Origin of the sequence: Sphingomonas sp. Leaf339 (assembly GCF_001426195.1) — a bacterium.
Taxonomy (GTDB): Bacteria; Pseudomonadota; Alphaproteobacteria; order Sphingomonadales; family Sphingomonadaceae; genus Sphingomonas.
Map to the genome: position 1 here is coordinate 1 of NZ_LMRS01000004.1, position 24,227 is coordinate 24,227.

Genomic DNA, 24,227 nt, shown 5'->3' on the forward strand with positions numbered 1-24,227 from the left:
CCGCTTGAACTCGTCCGTGAACCGACGCTTCGTCGTACTCGCCATCATACACCTCCTGACTCCGCAAAGCCTATCATCGGTGTCCGCCAAACCGAGGGAAGATCACATGATATGCGGGGGGTCGAACGACGGTCGGAAAATGCTGATCACCAAAATAGCGCCGCCTGCGCGTCTGTATAGTTTACTCAGGCTACCAAAGCTCAAAATGGATACCGAAAGGCGTTAATCTGGCAATTTATTCAGTTCAGGCAGAAAGGTCGGATGGTGCCGCCTTCCGTCCGACCTCGCGCGACAAGAAGATGATCGACAGGATCGCAGTGAACGACAATCCAGCCACCCCTAGAAAGGCAAGACTGTAAGGGGCAAGGGGCGATGCCGCTGTGCCAACGACTGGCCCAGCCACGCGCAGGAGAACGGCGGCGAGGCATATGCCAACTGACAGGCTGAGCTGCTGAAACGTGGCGTAGAAGCTGGTGGCGGCATTCATCCGAGATCGCTTGATGTCGATGAAAGCGAGCGCGTTGTAGCCGGTGAACAGCAGCGACATGAACAGCCCGGACACCATCAAGATCGCAAACATTGTCGGCACTGTCCAATCGGGGCGGAACGCCGCGCATGAGGCATAGCCAAGGCTGGCGATCGCCACGGCGACCAGCATAGGGTCGCGATAGCCGAAGCGGCGGATCAAACCCGGCGCAATCGGCTTGACCAGCAGCGCGCCAAGCGCGCTGGCCAGCGTAATCGTGCCGGTCTTCGCCGCCGACATGCCGAAGCCGAGCTGAAACATCAACGGCAACAGGAACGGTTGCGCGCCCTGCGTGATCCGGGTGAGTGACCCGGCGACGACAGAGATGCGAAAGCTGGGAACCGCTAACAGCCGCAAGTCGAGGATCGCATCGGGCCTACGCCGCGCGTGGCGGAGGTAGAGGAGTGCCAGAACCGTGCCCGTCCCGAGCAGTACCGCCGTCACCGCCTCTGCGCCCGGCCGCGTGGTAAGCTCAAACCCGAACACCAACGCCGCCAGAGCAATCCCGGCAAGCGCAAAGCCGCACCAGTCGAACGCCGCACGGGCGCCGCCCTCCCGCACGTCGGGGATCAGGATCAGAGCCAGCACCACGCCGGCGATGCCGATCGGCACATTAAGATAGAAGATCCATTGCCAGCTTGAATAGGTGACGATCAGCCCGCCGATCGGCGGTCCTAGAATTGGGCCGATCAGCGCTGGCATGACTAGCCATGACAGCGCTGCGACCAGATCGTCGCGGGACACGCTGAGCAGAAGAACAAGTCGCCCGACCGGCATCATCATCGCGCCGCCCGTCCCCTGCAAGAAGCGTGCGCCGACAAGCGAGGTGACGCTCCACGCCTGTGCGCAGGCGATCGACCCCAGTACGAAGGTTGCGATTGCGGTGCAGAAGACCGTGCGCGGACCCCACCGGTCGGCAAGATAGCCGCTCGCCGGGATGAACATCGCCAAGGCGACGAGATACGAGGTCAGCGCCAGGCTAAGTTCGGCTGGAGCGACGCCCAGATCACGCGCCATTGCCGGCAGCGCGATCGTCAGCACCGTCGCATCAAGCTGTTGCATAAAGAGCGCGCATGCCACGACCAACGCGATCGTTCGATAACCGCGCGCCCTGATCGGGGGCGGTGCACCGGCCAGGCCGGTACCTACGGACAGTGCGTCGCCATCGTCGGCGCCGGCTTTGGCGAGCTGCTGGGGGGCAGTCGATGATGTCATGCCGGCCACCTAGCGTGAAGCCACGGATCAGTGAAACGAGAATGGTACCGTCGAATCAGTCACGATAGGTTTGGTCAGAAATGTGTCGGTCGCTCTCGGCTAGGCGCGTTAGCGCCTAACAGACGCTGTTCAAGCCGTTCGGCCACCGAGCGGCGGATCGCACTGCCGCTCTGCACCTTGCGCCAAGTGTTGTAGCTGATGCCGTAGCACGGCATCAGCGCCGCGGTCGTCTGCCCGGCCAGCCCGGCGCGCATTGCTTCGACAATATCCTGGGATACCACCTTCATTGGTTCAGAGTCAGGCTGTTTCATTGCGATCCTTCCTGAAGGGGGTCAGGGAGCGGGCCATCCGTCGCGCCCCCTGTGGTGATCAGAACGACATTCGCACGCCCGCGGTAACGTAACGGCCGATCGGGTCGTAAGCGCTGCTGGCCGCGGTGGTGAAGGTGGTCACGGGTGGTGGTGACAGTGGCGGTGCTCGGTTGAACAGGTTGGCGACCGAGACATAGATTTGCTGCTTCCCGCCGCCCAGCGCCAGGTTATAGGTCCCGGTCAGGTTGGTGTAGAACACCGCGGGGGTTGAATTGTCATTGATGTCGATTCCCTCGATCCTGGTCGCATCCAGCTTCGCCGCGCTAATGAAGCGTTCCTGCACGAACAGCGAAAACGCATCGACCGAATAGGTCGCCTGCAACACGCCGCTCCATTTTGGGGTGATCGTCTCTCCTAGCCCCTCGCGTACGGGCGATCCCGGCGTCTCGGAATCGTTGCGGGTGGCGTGGTTGCCGATCAGCCTCACATTGAAGTCACCACCTGCCAGTTGAGTCTTGTAGCTCAATTCGAAATCGATGCCCGCGACGGTTTGATTGGCGAGGTTTAGGTTGGGACGCAGGATGCTGAGCGCGCCCGATGTCAAAACGGTGATGTTCGCGCACTGTATCTGATTGCCCGCCGCGCATTCATCGACCACGCGCTGTTCGGCCAGCGTGGTGATCGCATCACGCAGCTTGATCCGGTAATAGTCTATGGAGGCTTGGAAACCCGGCATCCAGGACGGCTGATAGACCTCACCGAAGGTCAGCGTGTTTGCCTTTTCAGGTTGCAGATTCGGGTTGCCGGTTGCGAAGTTTACCTGCGGGGTAGTGACGCCGCGATACACGACGTTGCCGTTGAGCTGCGTTGCCGGATTGTAAAGTTCGAGCAGGTTGGGCGCGCGGATGTCGCGCGACACGGTGCCGCGCAGGCGCAACTCGTCGACCAGCTGCCAGCTTGCGCCCAGCTTCCATGTCACGACGCTGCCCGATGTGCTGTAATTGGCGTGGCGGACTGCGCCGTTCAGGTCGAGGTTCCGTGCGATCGCGCTATCTTTCAGCACTGGCACGGCGACTTCGAGATATTGCTCGAAGATATCATATTTGCCCGAAAATGGCAGCGGATTGAAGAAACGATAGGGTCCCTGTCGACCGTTGAGCGCGGACGGCCCGCCGCGGATGCCTGTGAAGTCGATGCGGGTCGGCGATAGCGCATCGGTCATCTGCCGCGCGCTTTCTTTGCGGAATTCCAGGCCTGCAGCGACCGCGATCGGGCCTGCGAGTTGAATTGCATCACCCAAGTCGCCACGAATATTGGCGGCGGCGACTTGCTGACGCAGACGCAGGTTCAAGACGTTGTCGCCGGTGACGTAATCGGTGATGGCTTGGTTGGCGGCTTGTGGCCCGAACAGGTTGCGCGGAGTGCAGCCCGGATCGAGTCCAGCAAGCGTTGAGCGGCAGACGATCTGGCCGGTCGCGGGATTTACTACGGCATCTGCCGCGGCATACAGGTTGCGCGCGATGGTCAGGTTGTTGGAGCGTAGTTCCTGATCTGATTGGCCGTAATTGTACGACGCGTCGTATTTCCACGTACCCCCCAGATCGCCGCGCAGGCCAAGTGAGGCATGGTACACGTCTATCGTCGATTCGTTTTCCGCCAGCGGTAATTCGCCTTCGAACCGGCCAAGTTGGGACGACTGGATACCAGCCTGGATCATCCGGTTGCGGACGTCAGTGGGTAGATAGGCGTTATCACGGTAGATGGTGTAGGCTGCTGCGCTACCGACATTTTGGCTGGCAAACGCACCCTGATTTGTATGGCTGCGTGCGTAAAGCCCCTCGACGAAGACAGTTGCGGCGGGAGAAGCCTCAAACTCGCTGCGGACAAAGCCGTTATAGCGCTCTTGCGTCGGCTGCAGGCCGATATTGGCCCGCGCACCATCGCCACCGCTCTGAAAAGCGGTGCCAGTAATCGTGCCATAGTTGAAGGCGCTCGTCGCGCCACCCGTCAGAAACTGCGTACCGCGCAAGGGGCCCGCACTGATGAGCCCGCCATAGGTGCCGAGCGAGCTGCGGATCGACGGGATGATGAGGTTGCGCGGCAGTGCACCACTGACCGGATTGACGATCTGGCCGGCATTATCGTCGAACCAGTCGCGCCCTGTGCGCTCGTCGGCACGGAGCCCCTTCTGATAGAAATAGTCCGCGCCGGCGACGATCCGGAGTCGGTCGTCCATCGCCGAGGTGCCATAGGCGAGCGAGCCGCCCGCTGACGGCAGATCGCCATGAGTGGAGATGCCACCCAGCGCCTCGGCCTTGAAACCCTTTAGCTTGGTGTCGAGCACGAAGTTGACGACTCCAGCGACCGCGTCAGACCCATAGGCAGCGGAGGCACCGCCTGTGACCACGTCGACGCGGCTGACGAGGCCCTGCGGCAGGATATTGATGTCGACCGATCCGCCGCTGTTCGTGGCGGGCAAACGACGACCGTCGAGCAATACTAGCGTGCGCTGCGCGCCCAGGCCACGCAGGTTGAGCAGGTTCTGGCCACTGCTGCCGCCGCGGCTGTTGGTGGTCGACGGGCTCGACGTCTTGGTGCTGCCGCTGAAGACGGGCAGCTGGTTCAGCCCGTCGGCTAGGTTGGTCGGCGCCGTCTCACGCAACTGTTCCGAACTTGCCATCGTCACCGGCGTCGGCGTGCGGAAACCGTTGGCGACGCGGCTGCCTGTGACGACGATATCGCCGCCGCCATCGGCCTGATCCGCCGGCGCGTTGCTCTCGGCGGACTTCAGCGCGTCGGTTGGCGCGTCTGGATCTGCAGGCACTTTGGTCGACGGTGCATTAGGCATTCCCGACGCGTCCTGTGCGCCGGGGGTTGGAGCGTCGTTCTGCGCGGCAGTGGCGGTTGCCTGCGTCTCGGCGTTGATCGCGGGGCTTTGCTGCGCCGTGGCAGCGGTGGTCAGCGCGAGCGACAGCGCCGTGATGGCACCCCCGCATGCAAGCGTCGTCTTCAGGCTGATGCGAGCCATGTTCCCTCTCCTGTTTTATTGTTATTTTATGGTGATCGTCAATCTATCGGGCCGTGCCCGGGTGGTCCGTCAGGCTACAGTCGCCCGCCGCTTCTGCGCCCGAGTGCCGATCAGCAGCGCCAGCAACGATAGCAAGGCGGCGGCGGCGCACCACGCGCCAGGAATAGCCTTATCGCCGGTAGCGCCGATCAGTGCAGTGGCGATCGCCGGCGTAAATCCGCCGAAAACTGCGGTCGCGGTGCTGTAGGCCAGGCTGAAGCCTACCGTGCGGACATGCGCCGGAATGATCTCGGTCAAATAGACAATGAAGGCACCATTGTAGGTCGCGTAGATTGCAGCGAGCAGCAGCTCGACGGTTAGCAATTTGCCGAAGCTTGGCGCGGCGACCAGCCAGCTCATCAGCGGATAGGCAAGCGTCGCGCCGAGGACGGTGGCGGTGATGAGCAAGGGGCGGCGGCCGATGCGGTCCGACAAGGCACCCATTACCGGCAGCAGCACAAAGTTGGTGACGCCCACACAGGCGGTCACGAACAGGCTCTCGCCCGCGCCGAGGTTCAGCACCTTGCTGCCGAAGGTCGGGGTATAGGCGGTGATCATGTAGAAAAAGACGGTCGTCATGACGGCCATTAGCGTACCCTGGAGCACGAGCCCCCAATTTGCGCCAATGATCCGCATGATTTGCCCGACCTTGGGATGCTCCTTGCGATTGAGGAACGCCTCGGTTTCTTCGACATGGCTGCGGATGATGAACAGGAATGGGATCATGATGCAGCCGATGATGAACGGCACACGCCAGCCCCAGGACTGCATCGTGTCGGGATCAAGGTTCGTCGAAACGATGAGGCCGATCAGCGCGGCGAAGACGACCGCGGCTTGTTGGCTCGCCGACTGCCACGAGGTGAAAAAGCCCTTGCGGTGCGGCGGTGCGATCTCGTTCAGATAGACCGACACACCGCCGACCTCGACCCCTGCCGACAGGCCCTGCACCAACCGACCGGCCAAAATGATGAGTGGCGCAGCTATGCCGATCTGCTCATAGGTTGGGGTGATCGCGATCGCGAGGGTGCCGACCGCCATCAGTCCCAGCACCAGCAACAGTCCCTTGCGACGGCCATGCCGATCAACATAGGCTCCCAGTACCAGCGCGCCGAGCGGCCGCATCAGGAAACCGGCGCCGAAGGTCATCAGCGTCAGGAGCAGTGACCCGAATTCGCTGCCGGTGGGAAAAAAGGCTTTGGCGATGTAGGTCGCGTAATAGCCAAACACCATGAAATCGAACATTTCGAGGAAATTGCCGCTCGCGACGATGAAGATCGACTTGAAGGCGGAGGATTTCCGGGCAGCGATGGTGTCGGCGGTGCCGTGGGCCGGGATGGCCGTGTCTGCGATCATCGGGATGCCTTTCGAGGTGCCGGCTCGAGCCCGCTTGCACGGATCGCGGCATCGGCCTTTGGTGAAGAAAGATAGGTGAGAAGTGCGCGCGCTTCCGCCTGATGCGGTGAATATGCAACGATGCCGCCTGAGAAAGCGGTGACCTTCTGCAGCGAATCGGGGAGCAACCCGACGATGCGGATTCCCTTAACTGGCTTCAGTTCGCTTAGCTGCTGAAACCCGATATCCGCCTCGCCGCGGGCGACAATCTCGCCGACTGGGGTCGCTGGAATCATGCGGCCCTTGGGTCGGACCCGGTCGGCGATGCCAAGCCGGTCGAGCATCGTCGACTGGATGTAGACGCCGCTGGCGCTGTCTGACCAAGCAATCGATTTAGCGTTCAGCAGCGTGGCGCGAAGCGCATCAGGGGTTGCGATGTTTGGTATGGGCGCGCCCGCCCGCACCGCGACGGCGATCCGAGACAAGCCGAGATCGATCGCGGTATTGGGGGTCACCGTGCCGTTGGCGATTAGCCGGTCTAAGCCGGAGCGCGCGAGGATCACGATGTCGGCGGCCTCGCGCCGAGCCAGCCGGGCCGGGATGGCGTTCGGCGTCTCACCCATCGAGGGCCCGTGCGCGACGATGATTGGCGTGCCGGTGGTGCGACGGTACGATGCCGCCAAGCTATCAAACGCCGCGTTGAACCCACCCGACGTGAAGACCGTCAGGGCCGGGCGGGCCGACGGTGGCGTTAATGACGGCGGGGCGATCGTCTGGCAGCCGACCAGTAACGGGGCAAGCATTATGCCGATCGCGCCCATCAGGCGACGGCGTGGCAAGCCGTGTGAACCGTCACGTCTGAATGGAATCGCCTGCGTCATCATCGTCCTGCTCCGTGCCGCCCCAGGGGCGATCCTGCGGCGTGGCAATCTCTCGGTGGATGCCTTGGCCGTGACGCGTATAAGAAGCGCTGCAACAGGTTGCATCAAATGCAATGATCGGTGAGAACGATGCGTGCGACGCATTAGGGGTTGGATGAGGCGGATCTCCCGCCAGCTTTACGCGCAGATGATCGTCGGCATCCTTGTCGGCGCACTGATCGGCCATATCTGGCCCGCTTTCGGGGTCAGTCTTGCGCCGCTTGGTATTGCTTTCGTGAAGGCGATGCGGATGATGGTGCCGCCAATCCTGTTCTGTACTATCGTCGACGGCATCGTCGCACAGGGCGGCGCCCGCCAGACTGGATCGACGGTGGCGCGCGCATTGATCGTCTTTCTGGCGATTACGATCCTCGCTCTTATGTCAGGGCTACTGATCGCAACACTATTGCGGCCAGGGGCAGGTTTGGACGTGCCGACGATGGTACCGACGATTGATATCGGCCGTGAACTGGGTGCGCGCCATATCAATGGCCCGGGCGATTTCCTGTTAAGAATGGTACCCGATACTTTCTTCTCCGCCTTCACCGCGGGCGACGTGCTGCCGGTCCTGTTCATCGCTGCGCTTGTCGGATTCGGCTTATTGCGCATTGGCCCGGCAGGAGAGCCGATCGCACGCGCCATCCGGGGCCTGACCCAGCTGCAATTCGCGATCTTCGCATTTTTGATCCGAGCCGCGCCGGTCGGCGCGTTTGGAGCGATCGCATTCACAGTCGGCACCTATGGCATTGCCTTCATCGGGTCGCTTGGCCTGTTGGTGGGAACGTTGCTGACGGCCTGTGTCCTCTTGGTGACAATTCTGCTGGCCGCGCTTCGACTGTGGGCCGGCGTTTCGCCGGTCGCACTGCTGCGCCACTTCCGCGAGGAACTGCTGATCGTCCTCGGCACCTCATCGTCGGAGGTCGTGCTGCCGCGAATCATGAATAAGCTGGAGACGTTGGGCGCTCCGCCCGCGATCATCGGCATCGTCGTGCCGCTCGGTTATACGCTGAACCTGGCCGGGACTGCGGTCTATCTGATCGTCGGGACGTTGTTCCTGGCCGAGACGCTTCACCTGAGTCTCTCACCCACGCAGATCGTGACCTATCTCTTGGTGATGCTGGCCACGTCAAAAACTGCGGCGGGGGTGACCGGCAGCGGTTTTTCCGCGCTGCTGCTGACGTTGTCGCTCCTGCCGCATGTGCCGGTGAGTGCCGCAGCGATGTTGATCGCGGTTGATCGGCTGCTCTCCACTATCCGTGCGCTGACCAGCGGGCTTGCCAACATCAGCGCCACATTGCTGATCGCGCGCTGGACCGGTGCGACGATTACGCCGGGGCGGCCGCCGCCTCCCGCCATGCCTGAGTGAGCAACGCCACCAGCCGCGCGGCCGCGGGAGAGATCGGCGCGGCGGGACGCCTCAATAGTCCGATGGTGCGGACGATGGTCGGATCTTGCAGTGGTTTCCAGATCAGATCGCGTGCATCCGGTCCTTCGCAGGCGAGGCGTGGCAGTACTGATGGCCCCAATCCCCCATCGACCAGTGCCAACGCCGAAGTTAGTCGTGTGACTTCATAAAACCATTGTAAATGGATGCCCTCTGCCGCCAGCCCCGCTTCTAGCGTGGTTCGGTTGCCGCTGGCGCGGTGGACCGTGACCAGCCGATGCCCCTCCAGATCAGCCCAGCCGAGCCCCTCTCGGTCTGCAAGCGGATGGTCGCGCCGGCAGATCAGGCCATACGGATCATCAATCAGCGGCTCGAACGACAAGTCGGCATCGGACGCGACCGGCAACGACAGGCCAAATTCCGCGTCCCCCGTCCGGACCGCCTCTGCGCATTCATTGGCCGACAGGTCGAGAATGCGCACGCGTACTTTACGATATTCCTCGCCGAACCGCTTCAGCACCTGGGGCATAAAGCGGACCGCTGCGCTCGGGACGCTGGCGACGGTGATCCGCCCGGCCCCCTGTTCGCCCGAAGCCATGCTACCGATTAAAGAGCCGTCGATCTCCTCGACCATGCGGCGGAGCAATGGCAGGACCTGTTGGCCCGCAGGGGTAAGTCGGACATTGCGGCTGCTTCGCTCAAACAGAACCGCACCAACTGCTTGCTCCAGCTTCTGGATGCGGCGGCTTAGCGCGGGCTGCGATAGCGCGAGTTGTTCAGCCGCACGGTAGAAGCTGCGCATGTCCGAAACTGCGATCAAAGCCCGTAGGTCCAAAAGCTCGAAATTGATCGCTGCCATGTCGCGACGTTAGCCGACCATTATCGCAAACCGAAATGCGATCGATCGACAACTCTCTCGGATACGAAACACGACCCACAAGTGGCCGTTCAGGCCGCCCTGTTCGCTTCCCAGCTTCGGTCGTTCATTCATGTAGACTGTTCCGCTCGCCGTAAGCGACGTGTCGAGGACGCGGAACGGCGAAAAGTGGGACGAAGCGGCCGTAGCCGCGACGAGCGCCGTACGGCAGATCTGAACGGAAGCAGACGTTCAGCAGCTGGGACCATTTCCGCCTTCTACGCCCGGGTCTCGTGTGAAGCTGCCGTTGACGTCGCGCACGTGCTTATGTTTATCTTCGGGCCCGGGCTTATGCGGACGCCCGTTTAGACGGGTTTCGTCCAAGTCCGCTCCACTCGCTGCGCGTGCGGCCTTGGAGCGTGTTATGGATGATGCAAGCAGCGCAAGCCTACCTCCGACGATCAGTTTGACGTCGTTGTTCCTAAAGTTCCTTCGGTTCGGTTTTCTGGCATTCGGCGGGCCGGTCGCACAGATCGCGATGCTGCGTCAGGCGCTGGTCGAGGAAGAACGTTGGATTGACCGCGGACGCTTCGATAGACTGCTTGCCGTCTTGCAGGTGCTGCCTGGCCCCGAGGCGCACGAATTGTGTGTTCACTTCGGCATCATCGCCCGGGGTCGCATCGGTGGCCTGCTGGCAGGGCTAGGCTTCATGCTTCCGGGTCTGGTGCTGATGCTTTGCGCTGCGTGGCTCTATGTTTTCGTGATTGCCGGGCATGGCTTCTGGCTGGGTCCCCTCCTCGGCATCCAGATCGTCGTGCTCGCCGTGATCTTCCGAGCTGTCGTTCGGATTGCAAAACATATCCTGGAAGACCGCTGGTTGTGGTGCATCGCTATGGGCAGCCTCTCTGCGACGCTTGTCGGCGTGCCGTTGTGGCTACCCCTGATTGCCGGTGGTGTGTTGTATGCTCTTGTAGTCGATCGTCGCGCTTTAGCTTTTGCCTCTCTTGCTGTTGCGATCGGGCTTGCGCTTTTCATTGGCAGCCAGTCGTTTCTCACCGCTCCAGCGGTGGCCAAGGCTACGGTGCCGGCGACAATACTGGCGCTGTTCTTGGCCGGCCTGAAAGGCGGGCTGCTGACATTCGGCGGTGCATACACCGCTATTCCCTATGTGCGGACGGACACCGTTGGTCGCGGGTGGCTCAGTGACGCGACATTCCTCGACGGCATTGCCTTTGCCGGGGTGCTGCCCGCGCCGCTCGTGATCTTTGCTACCTTTGTCGGCTTTGTTGCAGGTGGGCTACCTGGAGCGCTGGCGATCACGGCGGGCATTTTTTTGCCGGCGTTCGCTTTTTCGCTGATCTTGTTTGAGCGACTTGAAGCCATTGTCGAAAACCCGTCCTTGCATCGCATGCTTGCCGGCGTCGCTGCCACGGTGGTTGGGATCATCGCCGCCACCTTTTTCCAACTGGCGGGTGCGGCCGGAGCGAGAGCGTCTGCGCCCGGCATTGCCGTTATCGTGTTCATTGTGGCGCTTGCGGCTGTGTGGCGGCTCAAAGGAGCTTGGGTTACACCGGTAATCCTGGCGTTTGGTGGTCTGATCGGTGCGGTTGTGACACTTTAAATGCCAAAGGCGCATGTCCGCTATTGGGCGACTGCCGTCCGGCCGCTCCTCCGTCCAAGGACGTCACGACGTGGTGGAAACGGACTGACTGCTTCTAGCGTCGCGTCACGGAACGCTGCCATCGAGGCAAGGCGATATGGACCTGACGACAAACCCTTAAAACGAGGTTGTCGTATAGTCTCACAAGGCGACAGGGTTTGTCGTACAGTAACGGCCAGGCCTCCGCCTAAGTGGCCGATGTTGGGGCCATCTACCGAGGGGAGTCGACGGCAAACATGTGGTTTCGGACAGGATGGCACGTGATAGATTGGGCCGTTCAATGGGGTAGGGGGCAGAACAGTCAACGGATCTAGTCGACGCTGCCGGGACTGATACGATGATCAAATACGAACTTCGGTTCCAACAACAACCAGTTGTTGAGATGGAATACAAAAAGAGTTTCCAGTCGGCGCTGTATTCCGCTGCATTGAGACAAATATTTCTTCGCGCCATGGCGCCATGCCTGAAATGTCTGCATCCGCGATGATTGTCTCTTTGCCAATATAATAACTGACCTCCGTAAACTCACCCGAGTCAAATAAACCGGATGCCGCCAAACCGTCAGGGATATTTATGTCTTCCATAAAGCCAAAGCTCAAAATCACGCGATCCATATTGTCGCAGACCCTAGATGTTTCAGCGCGCGTTTCCGTTGTGACATAAGGTGTCTCGACCACAACAACCGAAACAAGAACAACGCGTTTCTGGAGCGATCGTCCGTGCCTGATATGCTGCGTCAGTGCAAGTGGTATGCCAGTTGTTGCCGCGCTCAGAAACGCACCAATACCGTTCGTCCGGCAATCCACAGATCCATCGAGACGTTGAACAAAGTGTTCTTCATCCTCACGCTGATGTGCTCGTGACATCTCAACTAGCCGTACACCCGACCGCCACGTCAGCATCAGGAACGCAACGACGATTGCAATCACTAGCGGAAACCAGCCCCCTTCGACGAGTTTGACCCCGTTCGCTGCAAAAAACACCATATCAAGCAGAAAGAAGGCGCCATTGACGAGTACGACGAGCAAGGGGTTGTATCCCCACCGGAGCGCAACCAGCGCTGCCAAGAAGGTCGATATTGCCATGAGGCCAGAGACCGCAATACCGTATGCGCCAGCGAGCCCTTCGGATGATCGGAAGATAAGGACGGCTGCTAGCGTACCTGCTGCCAAAAGCCAGTTTGCAAGAGGGAGGTAGACCTGCCCTTCCTGATCGGCCGCTGTGTGGCGAACGTCCAGCCTTGGCAAAAAGCCAAGCTGGATCGCTTGTTGGGTAAGCGAAAACACTCCTGAGATAATGGCCTGACTGGCGATTACCGTCGCGGCAGTTGCGAAAGCGATGAGGGGATAATGCGCCCAGCCAGGGGCAAGGCCGTAAAACGGATTGGCGACGGCCGACGGATCCATCTCGATGAGCGCGGCCTGTCCTAGATAGTTCAGCACCAGCGCGGGCAAGGCGACCGTGAACCACGCCAACCTGATGGGGAACCGGCCAAAGTGGCCCATGTCAGCGTACATTGCCTCCCCGCCAGTAACAGCTAGGAACACAGCGCCTAGGACAGCAAAGCTCACGCCCAGTGGCGAGTGAAGCAGGAAGCCGATGGCATTCGTTGGATTGAGTGCGTGGAGGGCTGCTGGGTGGCGGGCCACCGCTGCGATACCCAGCAACGCGATCGCCAAGAACCAGACGAGCATCACCGGACCGAAAATACGCCCTATAAAGCCGGTGCCACGGGCCTGTACGACGAAGAGACCGATCAAAATAACGATGGTGATTGGGACGATTGCGGGTGCCAGCATCGGTGCGTCGACCTGCAATCCCTCGACTGCACTAAGCACTGATATGGCCGGTGTTATCACGCCGTCGCCATAAAGAAGTGCTGCGCCTACCAGGCCCAGAATCAAAAGAGCGGCCTGCCGCGTTCGGGGTTCCGCATGGCGAGCGCCGAGGAGCGCGAGCATGGCTACTACCCCACCTTCGCCATCGTTGTCCGCACGCAAGATAAGGATGGCGTATTTTATCGAAACGACGACAACAAGCGACCAGATGATAAGCGAAGCGACACCGATCGCAGCAGCGCCCGGAGCGCCGCCCGCAGCCGTGACGGCAACCTTAAAAGCGTAAAGAGGGCTGGTGCCGATATCTCCGTAAACGACACCGAGCGCCGTTAATCCCGCAGCGATACCAGTTCGCTTTTTTATCTCATGCGGATCCTGTCGCTGAACGTCCATGCTTTCCCCGTCGCTCCGATGCTATGTCAGCATTGCCACGAGAACGTTGGCCAGCCCGGTTCGCTCCGAATTGACCTTGAGGGCGCCGAACATGCTTACGCGCCGGCCAAAGGCTGGCGTTTTTCGCTGCACAGTAGCTTTTCAATCGGCAAGGTCCGCTCAACCACACCGTCGATGTTGGGGCAGGTTACGCTGCCAACTCCGCCGGGAGGATCCGATCGCCCACCACTGTAAAATCGGTACCATCGACCAGCACCTGAGGGCTTAGCGGGCGGCAGTTATAGCTCGATGCCATTGCGGCACCGTAAGCGCCAGTGGCATGGAATACCGCGAGGTCACCGCGTCCGACTTTATCAATCGTTTGCGCCATACCGAAGGTATCACCCGTCTCGCAAACCGGACCTGCAATATTGCCAACCATCGTTTCTCCGCTCGGCCTGACTGCTGCAAAACGATGATACGCGCCGTAGAGCGCAGGCCGTGCGAGATCGTTCATGGCCGCATCGACGATCACGAACGGGTGCGTTACGCCAGGCTTCACCCATATCACGCGGGTCAGCAAAACTCCGGCCAGCCCAGCAATGACCCGACCAGGCTCGAACGTAAGGCCGGTGTTCCACTGCTCCGTCACGCGGGAAACCATCGCCGCATAGTCTCCAAAAGACGGCATCGTATCGTCGGCACGGTAGGGAATGCCTAGCCCACCGCCCAGATCGACACGTGTTATCGTGTGACCGCGCGCGCGCAGCTCGAACACGAGTTCACCGACACGCCGGTAGGCAGCTTCAAGCGGGCCCAGGTCGCCGAGCTGGCTACCGATGTGAAGCGCTATTCCGTGGAGGTCCAACCCGTCCAGGCTCGCAAGACGGTCGAACATGTCGGGTGCCTCGGCGATGGCGACGCCGAACTTGTTCTCACGTTTGCCTGTCGAAATCTTGGCGTGGGTGCCCCCGTCGATATCTGGATTGACCCTCAGAACCGCAGACGCCCGAACCCCGCGGCTTTGAGCGAGACGTGCCAGAACACGTCCTTCCTCTTCCAGTTCGAGGTTGAACTGGCCGATCCCGGCATCCAGCGCATCGACAAGCTCGCGGTCGGTCTTGCCGACACCGGAGAACACAATCCCGGACGGCGCCATCCCCGCATCGAGGGCGCGACGCAATTCGCCTCCCGACACGATGTCCGCGCCATAGCCGCATTCAGCGAGCAGCCGGAGCACTGCTGTGTTGGGGTTGGCCTTGACCGCAAAGGCGAACCGGGCGGACTGAAGGTGACGGAGAGCCGCTGTGAAACCGTTGGCAGTGTGACGCAGGGCACCAGCGGAATAGACGTGGACAGGCGTGCCCACGGCGTCAGCGATCTCCGGTAGTGGTACCTGCTCGGCATGGAGGATGCCGTCATGATAGTCGAAGAAGCTCATCTTCGGTCCTCGAATGGTCATTGCCCGAAGCCGTCGACACCTTGGCCCCGTCGGCGAACACGCGCGGTATGAACCACGTCGATGGTGTGGCTGTGCCCCCGTCGTTCTGCGCGGAACATCTGCCCAACCCGTTTGCCGTGGATCATCAGCGGCAGGCCGAGCAGCGCCAGCGGAAAGAAGACGATCATCAATGGCGAACCATCGACGGCCGTACACAAGGCGCAGGAGATGGCCGTCAGCGCAAAGCCGCCAGCTTTCCATTGCAGGTCGCGCCGGGTCATGCTGCCTGCCCGCGGGTAACGGCCGATACCGGGTCGCCGATCACAAGGTCCCCGGCAGCAGCCAGTAGCCCCCCGATACCGGGCTGATCGCCCTCGCCGTGACGGTCGTGACATAGCACGATGTCGGCCGGGAAATCGGCTTCCCGTGCCAACGCCTGCGCCATATCGGCAAGCTCGAAGGTGAGGCCGATCGCGGGCTCGTGCAACCGCGTCGCGGCTGCACGAGAGCGTCCGATCATCGTCGGTGCTCCATCAATGCCGTGGCCCTCGATTGCGGTAAACCCGAGCACGCGAGCGTACCTTGCCGCTTCGATCAGCAGCGTTCCGCAAGCACAGTCGGCGTCGACGATACGAACGGAGTGCCGATGCCTTTCTCGGAGATCGGCAAGTGCAGACGCGATACGCGGCCAACGCGGATCGCTCTGCGCGACGCGGCTGCCAGCAGTCACGGACGATGCCGGTCGCGTGTGGTTGGCTGACCCCGATGGTGCGCCAACCCATTTCATTCTGGCTGTCATGTCAGTGCCCTCTCAGGCTGCGCGCGGCAGCTGGAAATCAACTGCGGTCACCGGACCGAACGGGATCAACGGAACCAGTGGGATGCCCGCCATTTCCAGGCTTGCATGGTAGATCTGGCATTCGCCTTTGGCGAAGCTCAGCGCTGCGCTACGCGACACGAAACGGCCTTCCAATTTCTTGCCGTTATCCTGCACGAGCCAGTGGCCCGCCTTGTCTTGCCCGACGTAGATGACGAGCCCGCGTTCATCGGGCTCCGGATTGGGTTCAGACGACATGTTCGCCTTCTTGCCTTTATGATCGAGCGTCCAGGCGCCCGCGCAGCCCAATTACGACCCCCGGCATAGTGATTCGAGATCGATTTCTGGAAACCCCATAGTGCGGCCGTAGCATTGGCAACGGCTCGTCGCATTTACCGCCTTGGCGCTACAGCCAGCGCGTCCGGCGGAAGCGCCAGTACAGGCCAGAACAGATGGTCAGAATGACGCCGAGCGTGATCGGGTAGCCGTAAGGGCTGCGCAGTTCGGGCATATGCTCGAAATTCATGCCGTAGATGCCGGCGATCGCGGTCGGGACAGCGAGGATCGCGGCCCAGGCAGCCAACTGACGCGTGATGACGCCGGTGCGCTGCTGCTCGATCAGATTGCTGAATTCGAATACCGATGTGAGGACCTCACGAAGTCCACTCGCCATCGCCTCGATGCGGCGAATATGATCGAGAACGTCGCTGAAGTAATGCCGTGCTTCGGCATCAACGCACGGCAGATCGTTGCGTGCGAGCTTACGGGCGACCTCTTCCATCGGTACCAGAATGCGATCGAACCGCATCAGGTCGCGTCGCAACGCGAAGATGCGCGCAATCTCCGCCCGGCCAAGGAACGTGTCGAGCATGTGCTCTTCCATCGCCGCGACTTCCTCCTCGAGCGCCGTCATCAACGGCAGATACCCATCGACGATGAAGTCGAGCACGGCATGGAGGACATAATCGCCCCCCTGCCCCAGAAGGTCGGGAGCGGCCTCAAGATGCTCGCGCAGTGTCTTGTGCGAGCGGGTGGACCCCTGACGTACGGTTATGATGTGGCTATGACCCAGGAAGGTCGCAGTCTGGCCATAGACGATATGGCCGTCAGTCAGATGCGCTGTACGCCCGATCACGAACAACTGGTCGCCGTAAACATCGACCTTGGGTAACTGCCCGTCCTTCAGGGCGTCCTCGACCGCTAAAGGATGCAGACCATATAGCTCACGCAGCGTATCGAACTCGTCTTCGCACGGGTCGGACAAACCGATCCAGACGAACTCCGACCGGTCGCTCGGGCAATCGACACGTTCGTCGATCGAGACCTCACGGACACGGCGACCGTGCCGGTAAAGGTAGGCGGCAATGACAGGCACAACGAAGCTCGATCAGCGCCAGATCGACAGGATCGAACGCCTGCTCCCGAGCAGAGGCTTACCGTGCGACGTGTTGTGCGACATCAAGCGACGCGAGGTCCGGATAGCGTGACGTGCCTGCATCAAGGATGCCCCGCGTCGAGTATCGTAAATGCGTCCATGGACCTTGATCGGTTCCATCAGCCTTGCAGCGATGTCCGCCGGCTGTGTCTCAGGCGTCACGCTATAAGCGTTGTCCCGCTCAAGGAGCTTGCCGCCATGCACCAGCAGGAGGATACCAGCGCTTGCGAGCATGAAGGTCAACAATCCAAGCGCGAATTCCGCAGTCTGCGCCGGTCCTTGGTAAGCCGCTTGGTAGACCGAGCGGTGCACAAGGGTCGATGCCCCCGATGCCGCGATCAGCATCACGCCGACGAGACGGGGCGGTAATCTATGCATCAGCGGTTTCCGGGGATCTGACACCGCCGTTACGAAGGCTCAAGCGGCCAGCGATCCGTGGCTGAAACCCTGCGGACGTCGCGATTGCAATGGCGGTGCGGCCACGCCGTTCGCCTTGGGCAAAGCGTTCCGCCGCTTGGGCAGAGGGGAAACGTCCCAGCATCGCCCCTGCACTCTCGCGTACGGTCCAGCTGCCATCGGTATCGCGTCCGACCACGAGCAATGCAGGTTCCGTCGTATTCATGACTTTCGAGTTCTCCGGAGGCAGGAAGGTGTCACGAGACCGGGGCTGCCAGCGCTCGCTGACCTCGATTTCGTCGAACAGATGGTGGCCGAGCATCACCAGCGCGCTGCCGGCGCTCGCTCCCAGGAAGCAGATTGCTGCAAAAGCGTAAGCAAATGCGCCAGCATTCTGAGATGAAATATGCATCGCACTCAGGCGCAAAACAGCGGTGTACGCTATTGCGCAAAGGAGAAGTCCAGAGGCGCGCAAACCGAGGTCCGCACGCCGCGACCGATGCCACGCCGTCATGCCACAATCCTTGTTGTGGCAATCCAGTTATCGACCTCGGCATAGCAATTCGAGATCGATTCCAGTTATTTGCGTAGCGCCCGCATAGTGCAGGACGATTTTGCCTGGTCTTACGAGATAGTCACGCGTCGGAGCGCAGGCGATATCCAACACCCAGTTCGTTGGCGATCACGCTGCCGACCGGCCCTGGATGCTCCAGCTTCTGCCGAAGATTGCGGATGACGATGCGGAGATACTCGACGCGTGGTTCCTCCTCACCTCCCCAGGCAGCGGCAAGTACGCGCTCGTGTGTCACGACCCGACCGATATGTCGGGTGAGCACGGCAAGCACGTCATGTTCCTTGCGCGTGAGGTGAAGTTCCTCTGTTCCTCGGAACACGATCCGTCGATCCAGATCGATGCTGATATCGCCGCGTTGCACGATCTTCTGTGTGGTTTCCGACAATCCGTGGTGGCGCAACGCCACGCGAAGCCGCGCCAGTAACTCATCGGTGTCGAATGGCTTGCTGACGAAATCGTGCGCGCCGAGATCGAGCGCAGTCACTTTTTCATCGACCGCATCTCGTGCCGATACCACTAATATGACGGCATCGCCGTGGACGAGCAGCAGCGGTATAAGGGTCAGACCATCGCGGTCAGGCAGACCGAGATCGAGCAGCACAGCGCTTGGATGCTCGGTTGCTGCCTGGTGCAACGCCTGCCGTCCGTCCTCGGCCTCGACAACCGTGTAGCCAGCCCGGACGAGCGTGTTGCGAAGAAGGCGACGGATGGCGGGTTCATCGTCCACCACGAGTACTTTGGCAGGCATTCAGGTTAGACCTTCTGGTGCGGGATCACGGACGATCAGGGTCGAGGGGAAGACGAGCGTGAAGGCTGCACCGGTGGCATCGTCGCGGTTCGCAGCCTCGACGGCCATGCCCATTGCTTCAGCGAATGCCTTGACGATCGCAAGGCCAAGGCCGGTCCCGCCAATGGCACGATCGGAGCCCTCAAGGCGGCGGAACGTCTCGAACACTTCCGTTTCCCGGCCAGGCGGCAAGCCTGGTCCATTGTCTAAGACAACGAGACGAAGTTCTCCGAAGCGATGGCGGCCTTCAATAACGATTTCGGTTCCCGGATCTCCATAGCGACCGGCATTGTCGAGGAGATTGAGCAGGCAATGGTGCAGGAGCTGCGGATCGGCGCGGACAAGGGGAAGGCCCGGCGGGACGTCGAGCCGTACGCCATGACCTTCGAGAGCGCGCCGGGCATCGTGCGCTGCACCGGTCACCGCTTCTTCAAGGTCGGTCGCTTCGATATTGAGCTTCAACGCGCCCGCCTCCACGCGAGCCATGTCGAGCAGGTTGGCGACGAAGCGATTGAGGCGGGCAGCTTCGCCCTTGATCGTCCCGATCAGTTCGGGCGTCGCCCCGTGCTCGAGTTGGTCTGCCGCTGCAATAACCGCGGTGAGCGGCGTGCGAAAGTCGTGGCTGACCGAAGACAGGAGGGCCGCGCGTAGCCGGTCCCTGGTCCGTACCGTCTCCACATCGCGCATCTCGACTTCAAGCCGCAGCCGCTCAAGGACAAGCGCGGACTGATCGATAAGGCTGCTGAGCAACGGGAGCTGATCGGCACGCACGGGGTTAGCTGTCGTATCCTTCGCCACGCCAAGAACGCCTAGAACACGACCTCCTGCCTTCAGGGGCTGGAAGAGCCATTCCGAGGCCGCGAGCGTGCCCGAGCCCTTGCCTGCCGCCATGCCGGTGTCCAACGCCCAGGTGGCTGCGGCAGTGTCCATGGTGGTCAGGTGATAGGCTGGATCGCTCGCGGCGAGAATTTCGAGGCTTTTGCCGACCCCGGGTACGAGCAGAACCACTTGCACTTCGAGAAGGCCGCGAACGTCATCGCAGATCATCTGCGCGGCCACGTCGATGTCATTGACGCTTGTGATCTGGCGCAGGAAACCTGCGAGCGTCGCGTTGGTGCGGGCGCTTGCCGCAGCAAGATCGGCCTGAGCCCGGACGCGAGACGTTAGCTGACTGGTTGCGACCGCAACGCCGAGCAGCACGACCACCGAGATAACATTCTCGGGGTTGCTGATAGTGAGTGTGCCGACTGGCGGGAGAAAAAAGAAGTTGTAGGCAAGGCTGGAAGCGATGCCAGCAAATAGGCCGGTACGCAGGCCGTAGAGGCTTGCGGCTGCCATGACGGGCAAGAGGTACAGAAGCCCAACATTGCCAAGATTAAGCACGTGGAACAGCGCACTGGCGACGGCGGTGACCCCCGCCACGAGGGCCGCGGTGATCGCGTAGCCGGCTGGCGTGCCCCAGTGTGCCGGTCGGCGCCGCCTACGCTCTTGGTTCGCCTGCTCTGCAAAGATCGGCAGCACGTGAACAGTTACACCAGGGGTGTCACGGATCAATCGGTCAACAACGGAGCCGTGGAGGAGTTCGAACCACCGCGACCGGCGTGATTTACCCATGACCAACTGGGTTGCTCGGGCGTCAACCAGAAAGCTCTGAATGCCCTCTACCACATTGGTAGCTGGCACAGTCGCGACAGCAGCGCCAAGTTGGGTAGCCAGTGTCATTGCTGCAGCGACACGCTGGTGCTGGACGTCCGAAAAATGGGCGGCGCGCGGGGTTTCGATAAAGACTGCCGTCCAAGGTCCTCGTAGCCCATCCGCGACACGCTTTGCGGCGCGGACCAGTGCGTCCGCGCCCGGCAGTTCGTTGATAGCAACAACGATCCGGTCACTGCCCGCCCACGTGCCACCAAGGCCCAGAGCACGTACGTCGTCGAGCATACGCGCGTCGACGGCTTGGGCCGCACGACGCAGCGCCAGTTCGCGCAAAGCAGACAGATTGGATTTGGAAAAGAAGTGCGACAGCGCTCGCGTTGCTTCGTGCGGCAGATAGACTTTGCCTGCACGTAGTCGTTCGATCAGCTCATCCGGCGGGATGTCGACGACCTCAATCTCGGCCATCTCCAGTACGCTGTCCGGCACTGTCTCGCGCACGCGGACACGCGTGAAGCTGGCGACGATGTCATTCAGACTTTCAACGTGCTGGATGTTGACGGTCGAGTAGACGTCGATCCCTGCGACAAGCAGTTCCTCGACATCTTGATAGCGTTTGGGATGACGGCTGCCGGGTGCGTTCGTATGCGCGAGTTCGTCGACCAGAACGAGACGCGGCGCGCGGGTTAGGATCGCATCCAGATCCATCTCTTGGAGCGTCCGGCCTTCATATGAAATTGCCCGACGTGGTGTGATCTCATGACCTCGGGTGAGCGCTTCTGTTTCCGCGCGTCCATGGGTTTCAACCACACCGACGACGACATCGACGCCGTCCCGTTTACGCGCCGCACCCTCGGACAACATCTCGAAGGTTTTGCCGACCCCCGGGGCCGCACCGAGGAAAACCTTGAAGCGCCCCCTGCCCTCCTGCGCCGCTGCGCGCAGAAGAGCGTCCGGGTCAGGTCTTCCATCGCCTGAGACAGGCATCAGCGCGGGCGTGTCCCGGAGGTGCTGATGCCTGACGGTGCGTCGAGTGCACGGTTGAGGGCCAGTACGTTGACGTGAGCTTCACCCAGGATGGACGCCTCAGTCGTGTCAGCGACTAGCTGGCGAACACGGTCGATTGGCACACCGCGGACCCGCGCCACGCGCGACGCTTGAGCCAATGCGGCAGCGGGCGACAGATCGGGATCAAGCCCCGAGCCACTGGCGGTGATCAGATCGGCGGGCATTGGTCCTGCGACGCCTTCGGCGCGACGCTTCGCTACGTCGGACTTCACGCGGTCGACCAGGGCTTGGCTCGCCGGACCTAGGTTTGAACCGGACGATGCAAGGCCATCATAGCCTTTTCCGGCAGCGGACGGCCGCGTCTGGAAGTAGCGGTCTGCAGTGAAGGCCTGTCCAACCACACTTGAACCTATGACTGTGCCACGAGCGTCCCGCACCAGGCTGCCATTCGCCTGGCTTGGGAAAATCGTTTGACCGATCCCGGTCATGGCAAGCGGATAGACGAGCCCGAGAAGGACTGCGAACAGGATCGTCATGACGATCGCAGGTCGCAGTGCGGAGGTGAAATCCTTGCCCATGTCTGTCTTTCCTTACGCGAGACCGAGGCCACCGACCACGAGGTCGATGATCTTGATGCCAATGAACGGTGCTACCAGGCCACCAAGGCCGTAGACCGCGAGGTTACGGGCAAGCAGTGGTCCAGCTGCCATCGGCTTGTAGGCTACGCCGCGCAGTGCCAGCGGCACCAGGCAGGGGATGATGACGGCGTTGAAGATGATCGCCGACAGGATCGCGCTTTCAGGACTGCCCAGGCGCATAACGTTCAGCACGCCAAGCCCCGGATAGAGTACGACGAACATTGCTGGGATGATGGCAAAATACTTTGCCACGTCGTTGGCGACCGAGAAGGTCGTCAGCGCACCGCGGGTCATCAGCAGCTGCTTGCCGAGACCTACGACCTCGATCAGCTTGGTCGGATCGCTGTCGAGATCAACCATGTTGCCCGCTTCACGTGCAGCCTGCGTGCCGGTGTTCATCGCAACGCCAACATCGGCCTGCGCGAGCGCTGGCGCGTCGTTGGTGCCGTCGCCGCACATCGCGACCAGTCGCCCACCGGTCTGTTCCTTGCGGATCAGCTCGAGCTTGTCCTCAGGCGTCGCCTGGGCAAGAAAATCGTCGACGCCGGCTTCGGCCGCGATCGCTGCGGCAGTAAGCGGATTGTCGCCGGTGATCATCACCGTGCGAATGCCCATGGCACGCAGCTCGCCAAAACGCTCGCGAATGCCGGCCTTGACCACGTCCTTGAGGAAAATGGCGCCAAGCAACCGTCCGTCCTGCGCAACTGCAAGCGGCGTACCGCCTGCGCGTGCGATCTCATCGGTAATCCGGCGCAACTCAGTAGCGGCTGCGGTTTCGCCCGAGCCTGCGTTGGCACGCAGGATCGAATCCACCGCACCCTTCTGGATCAATGATCCGCCGACCTTCACGCCCGAGATGCGCGTTTGTGCCGTGAACGGGATGATCTCGGCACCGGCAGGTAGCTCAGCCGTTGCCACGTGAAATTTTTCACGCGCGAGAAGCACGATCGAACGGCCTTCCGGCGTCTCGTCGGCAAGGCTCGCCACCAAAGCGGCCTCGGCCAGCTCCTGTGGGCTGGTCCCGGACACCGCCCGGAACTCGCTCGCCTGACGGTCACCGATCGTAATCGTGCCGGTCTTGTCGAGCAGCAGAACGTCGATGTCGCCCGCTGCTTCAACTGCGCGGCCCGACTTTGCGAGCACGTTGAACCGTACCAGGCGGTCCATGCCGGCGATGCCGATGGCCGACAACAGCGCAGCAATTGTCGTTGGGATCAGCGTGATGAGCAAGGCTGCCAGGATCGCGACCGGGATCGACCCGCCCGCATAAGTGGCGAAGCCCGGGATCGTCCCGACTGCGATCAGGAAGATGATCGTAAGGCCGACGAGTAGCAGGGTCAGAGCGATCTCGTTCGGCGTCTTCTGGCGCTCTGCACCTTCCACGAGTGCAATCATCCGATCGAGAAAGCCCTTGCCGGGCTCGACGGTGACCTTGACGCGGATCTCGTCGGAGATGACGCGGGTGCCAGCGGTAACCGCCGATCGGTCGCCGCCTGCTTCACGGATAACCGGCGCGCTCTCGCCGGTGATCGCTGCCTCGTTGACTGAGGCAACACCCGAGACGACATCGCCGTCCGAAGGGATCAGATCGTTGGTCTCGACCAGCACGATGTCACCGACCTTGAGCTGGCTGGCTGGGACATTTTCGAATTCACGGCCGGCGCCTTTCAGGCGCTTGGCGGTCAGTTCCGCCTTGGTCGCACGCAAGCTTGCTGCCTGCGCCTTGCCGCGCCCCTCAGCCAGCGCCTCGGCGAAGGTGCCGAACAGCACGGTCAGCCACAGCCAGATAACGAGCTGCAGTTTGAAACCGACGGACAGATTGTCCTGCCCGATCACGAGCAGGACGGTCATCAGCGCCGCGACCGCGGCGGTGACGAACATGACCGGGTTGCGAACGAGTTCCTTGGGGTTGAGCTTCAGGAACGACGCCTTGATCGCGGGCACGACAAGGTCGGCCGTGAACAGGCTCTTGGATTGGGTTTTTGCCATGTCAGGCGCCC

At 61.5% G+C, this 24,227-nt stretch carries 21 protein-coding genes; 3 read left to right on the forward strand and 18 right to left on the reverse strand.

Annotated elements, in window-relative coordinates; translation table 11 throughout:
* Positions 1 to 244: 244 nt before the first annotated feature.
* The 5 genes from ASG67_RS05980 to ASG67_RS06000 form a co-directional block, all read right to left on the reverse strand.
* Complete coding sequence (locus ASG67_RS05980; RefSeq protein ID WP_082543344.1) at positions 245 to 1,741, reverse strand: MFS transporter; 1,497 nt, start codon at positions 1,739 to 1,741, stop codon at positions 245 to 247.
* A gap of 74 nt (positions 1,742 to 1,815) precedes the next feature.
* Positions 1,816 to 2,052 (reverse strand): hypothetical protein, encoded by a 237-nt coding sequence (locus ASG67_RS05985; protein WP_235535070.1) that lies wholly within the window; start codon positions 2,050 to 2,052, stop codon positions 1,816 to 1,818.
* A gap of 58 nt (positions 2,053 to 2,110) precedes the next feature.
* Positions 2,111 to 5,080 carry a TonB-dependent receptor domain-containing protein gene (locus ASG67_RS05990; RefSeq protein ID WP_056527010.1) on the reverse strand — a complete coding sequence of 990 codons (2,970 nt, stop codon included), beginning with the start codon at positions 5,078 to 5,080 and terminating at the stop codon, positions 2,111 to 2,113.
* A gap of 69 nt (positions 5,081 to 5,149) precedes the next feature.
* Positions 5,150 to 6,472 (reverse strand): MFS transporter, encoded by a 1,323-nt coding sequence (locus tag ASG67_RS05995; protein WP_056527013.1) that lies wholly within the window; start codon positions 6,470 to 6,472, stop codon positions 5,150 to 5,152.
* Entirely contained in the window at positions 6,469 to 7,134 is a 666-nt protein-coding gene (locus ASG67_RS06000; RefSeq protein WP_235535072.1) for a substrate-binding domain-containing protein, read from the reverse strand. Before ASG67_RS06000 ends, ASG67_RS05995 begins: the two co-directional genes overlap by 4 nt.
* Here ASG67_RS06000 and ASG67_RS19355 point away from each other — a divergent pair.
* The gene (locus ASG67_RS19355) at positions 7,016 to 7,456 is read left to right on the forward strand and encodes a hypothetical protein (protein ID WP_235535073.1); all 441 of its coding nucleotides are present in this window, start codon (positions 7,016 to 7,018) and stop codon (positions 7,454 to 7,456) included. The genes ASG67_RS06000 and ASG67_RS19355 overlap by 119 nt on opposite strands.
* 30 nt (positions 7,457 to 7,486) lie before the next feature.
* Positions 7,487 to 8,737 (forward strand): cation:dicarboxylate symporter family transporter, encoded by a 1,251-nt coding sequence (locus ASG67_RS06005; RefSeq protein ID WP_056527015.1) that lies wholly within the window; start codon positions 7,487 to 7,489, stop codon positions 8,735 to 8,737.
* Here the strand turns inward: ASG67_RS06005 and ASG67_RS06010 are convergent.
* Complete coding sequence (locus ASG67_RS06010; protein WP_056527018.1) at positions 8,697 to 9,614, reverse strand: LysR family transcriptional regulator; 918 nt, start codon at positions 9,612 to 9,614, stop codon at positions 8,697 to 8,699. The genes ASG67_RS06005 and ASG67_RS06010 overlap by 41 nt on opposite strands.
* A 421-nt stretch (positions 9,615 to 10,035) precedes the next feature.
* Here ASG67_RS06010 and chrA point away from each other — a divergent pair, with 421 nt between their 5' ends.
* The gene (chrA, locus tag ASG67_RS06015) at positions 10,036 to 11,232 is read left to right on the forward strand and encodes a chromate efflux transporter (RefSeq protein ID WP_056527021.1); all 1,197 of its coding nucleotides are present in this window, start codon (positions 10,036 to 10,038) and stop codon (positions 11,230 to 11,232) included.
* A gap of 380 nt (positions 11,233 to 11,612) precedes the next feature.
* On the opposite strand, the gene ASG67_RS06020 is transcribed toward chrA, so the two are convergent.
* The 12 genes from ASG67_RS06020 to kdpB all read right to left on the reverse strand — a co-directional run bounded on the left by ASG67_RS06020 (position 11,613) and on the right by kdpB (position 24,216).
* Positions 11,613 to 13,502 (reverse strand): potassium transporter Kup, encoded by a 1,890-nt coding sequence (locus tag ASG67_RS06020; RefSeq protein WP_056527024.1) that lies wholly within the window; start codon positions 13,500 to 13,502, stop codon positions 11,613 to 11,615.
* Between the two features lie 187 nt (positions 13,503 to 13,689).
* Positions 13,690 to 14,922 carry a diaminopimelate decarboxylase gene (gene lysA / locus ASG67_RS06025; protein WP_056527027.1) on the reverse strand — a complete coding sequence of 411 codons (1,233 nt, stop codon included), beginning with the start codon at positions 14,920 to 14,922 and terminating at the stop codon, positions 13,690 to 13,692.
* 17 nt (positions 14,923 to 14,939) lie between these two features.
* Positions 14,940 to 15,203: a hypothetical protein gene (locus tag ASG67_RS06030; protein WP_056527030.1), complete on the reverse strand. Its 264-nt coding sequence runs from the start codon at positions 15,201 to 15,203 to the stop codon at positions 14,940 to 14,942.
* Positions 15,200 to 15,442 (reverse strand): hypothetical protein, encoded by a 243-nt coding sequence (locus ASG67_RS19360; protein ID WP_235535071.1) that lies wholly within the window; start codon positions 15,440 to 15,442, stop codon positions 15,200 to 15,202. Before ASG67_RS19360 ends, ASG67_RS06030 begins: the two co-directional genes overlap by 4 nt.
* A gap of 291 nt (positions 15,443 to 15,733) precedes the next feature.
* Positions 15,734 to 15,997, reverse strand: coding sequence for a hypothetical protein (locus ASG67_RS06040; RefSeq protein WP_056527110.1), 264 nt, complete (start codon positions 15,995 to 15,997; stop codon positions 15,734 to 15,736).
* Positions 15,998 to 16,145: 148 nt separating this feature from the next.
* On the reverse strand, positions 16,146 to 17,114 hold the full coding sequence (locus tag ASG67_RS06045; RefSeq protein ID WP_056527036.1) for a magnesium and cobalt transport protein CorA: 969 nt from the start codon (positions 17,112 to 17,114) through the stop codon (positions 16,146 to 16,148).
* Positions 17,115 to 17,126: 12 nt separating this feature from the next.
* Positions 17,127 to 17,552: a hypothetical protein gene (locus tag ASG67_RS06050; protein WP_156460675.1), complete on the reverse strand. Its 426-nt coding sequence runs from the start codon at positions 17,550 to 17,552 to the stop codon at positions 17,127 to 17,129.
* Positions 17,545 to 18,084: a hypothetical protein gene (locus ASG67_RS06055; RefSeq protein ID WP_056527042.1), complete on the reverse strand. Its 540-nt coding sequence runs from the start codon at positions 18,082 to 18,084 to the stop codon at positions 17,545 to 17,547. Before ASG67_RS06055 ends, ASG67_RS06050 begins: the two co-directional genes overlap by 8 nt.
* Before the next feature lie 121 nt (positions 18,085 to 18,205).
* A complete protein-coding gene (locus tag ASG67_RS06060; RefSeq protein WP_056527045.1) occupies positions 18,206 to 18,892 on the reverse strand; it encodes a response regulator transcription factor in 687 nt (228 codons plus the stop codon).
* Positions 18,893 to 21,568: a sensor histidine kinase gene (locus ASG67_RS06065; protein ID WP_056527048.1), complete on the reverse strand. Its 2,676-nt coding sequence runs from the start codon at positions 21,566 to 21,568 to the stop codon at positions 18,893 to 18,895.
* The gene (gene kdpC / locus ASG67_RS06070) at positions 21,568 to 22,167 is read right to left on the reverse strand and encodes a potassium-transporting ATPase subunit KdpC (protein ID WP_056527051.1); all 600 of its coding nucleotides are present in this window, start codon (positions 22,165 to 22,167) and stop codon (positions 21,568 to 21,570) included. The genes ASG67_RS06065 and kdpC overlap by 1 nt, the downstream gene beginning before the upstream one ends.
* A 12-nt stretch (positions 22,168 to 22,179) precedes the next feature.
* Positions 22,180 to 24,216 carry a potassium-transporting ATPase subunit KdpB gene (gene kdpB, locus ASG67_RS06075; RefSeq protein ID WP_056527054.1) on the reverse strand — a complete coding sequence of 679 codons (2,037 nt, stop codon included), beginning with the start codon at positions 24,214 to 24,216 and terminating at the stop codon, positions 22,180 to 22,182.
* Between the last annotated feature and the right edge of the window lie 11 nt (positions 24,217 to 24,227).

What these genes read in the sequence shown, in the direction of transcription:
- ASG67_RS06030 (WP_056527030.1), bottom strand. Translation starts at nt 15,203, where the DNA reads ATGACCCGGCGCGACCTGCAATGGAAAGCTGGCGGCTTTGCGCTGACG.
- ASG67_RS06040 (WP_056527110.1), bottom strand. Translation starts at nt 15,997, where the DNA reads ATGTCGTCTGAACCCAATCCGGAGCCCGATGAACGCGGGCTCGTCATC.
- ASG67_RS05990 (WP_056527010.1), bottom strand. Translation starts at nt 5,080, where the DNA reads ATGGCTCGCATCAGCCTGAAGACGACGCTTGCATGCGGGGGTGCCATC.
- ASG67_RS06065 (WP_056527048.1), bottom strand. Translation starts at nt 21,568, where the DNA reads ATGCCTGTCTCAGGCGATGGAAGACCTGACCCGGACGCTCTTCTGCGC.
- ASG67_RS05995 (WP_056527013.1), bottom strand. Translation starts at nt 6,472, where the DNA reads ATGATCGCAGACACGGCCATCCCGGCCCACGGCACCGCCGACACCATC.
- ASG67_RS06050 (WP_156460675.1), bottom strand. Translation starts at nt 17,552, where the DNA reads ATGCATAGATTACCGCCCCGTCTCGTCGGCGTGATGCTGATCGCGGCA.
- ASG67_RS06060 (WP_056527045.1), bottom strand. Translation starts at nt 18,892, where the DNA reads ATGCCTGCCAAAGTACTCGTGGTGGACGATGAACCCGCCATCCGTCGC.
- lysA (WP_056527027.1), bottom strand. Translation starts at nt 14,922, where the DNA reads ATGAGCTTCTTCGACTATCATGACGGCATCCTCCATGCCGAGCAGGTA.
- ASG67_RS19355 (WP_235535073.1), top strand. Translation starts at nt 7,016, where the DNA reads ATGTCGGCGGCCTCGCGCCGAGCCAGCCGGGCCGGGATGGCGTTCGGC.
- kdpC (WP_056527051.1), bottom strand. Translation starts at nt 22,167, where the DNA reads ATGGGCAAGGATTTCACCTCCGCACTGCGACCTGCGATCGTCATGACG.
- ASG67_RS05980 (WP_082543344.1), bottom strand. Translation starts at nt 1,741, where the DNA reads ATGACATCATCGACTGCCCCCCAGCAGCTCGCCAAAGCCGGCGCCGAC.
- ASG67_RS06010 (WP_056527018.1), bottom strand. Translation starts at nt 9,614, where the DNA reads ATGGCAGCGATCAATTTCGAGCTTTTGGACCTACGGGCTTTGATCGCA.
- ASG67_RS19360 (WP_235535071.1), bottom strand. Translation starts at nt 15,442, where the DNA reads ATGATCGGACGCTCTCGTGCAGCCGCGACGCGGTTGCACGAGCCCGCG.
- kdpB (WP_056527054.1), bottom strand. Translation starts at nt 24,216, where the DNA reads ATGGCAAAAACCCAATCCAAGAGCCTGTTCACGGCCGACCTTGTCGTG.
- ASG67_RS06005 (WP_056527015.1), top strand. Translation starts at nt 7,487, where the DNA reads ATGAGGCGGATCTCCCGCCAGCTTTACGCGCAGATGATCGTCGGCATC.
- ASG67_RS06055 (WP_056527042.1), bottom strand. Translation starts at nt 18,084, where the DNA reads ATGACGGCGTGGCATCGGTCGCGGCGTGCGGACCTCGGTTTGCGCGCC.
- ASG67_RS06020 (WP_056527024.1), bottom strand. Translation starts at nt 13,502, where the DNA reads ATGGACGTTCAGCGACAGGATCCGCATGAGATAAAAAAGCGAACTGGT.
- ASG67_RS05985 (WP_235535070.1), bottom strand. Translation starts at nt 2,052, where the DNA reads ATGAAACAGCCTGACTCTGAACCAATGAAGGTGGTATCCCAGGATATT.
- chrA (WP_056527021.1), top strand. Translation starts at nt 10,036, where the DNA reads ATGGATGATGCAAGCAGCGCAAGCCTACCTCCGACGATCAGTTTGACG.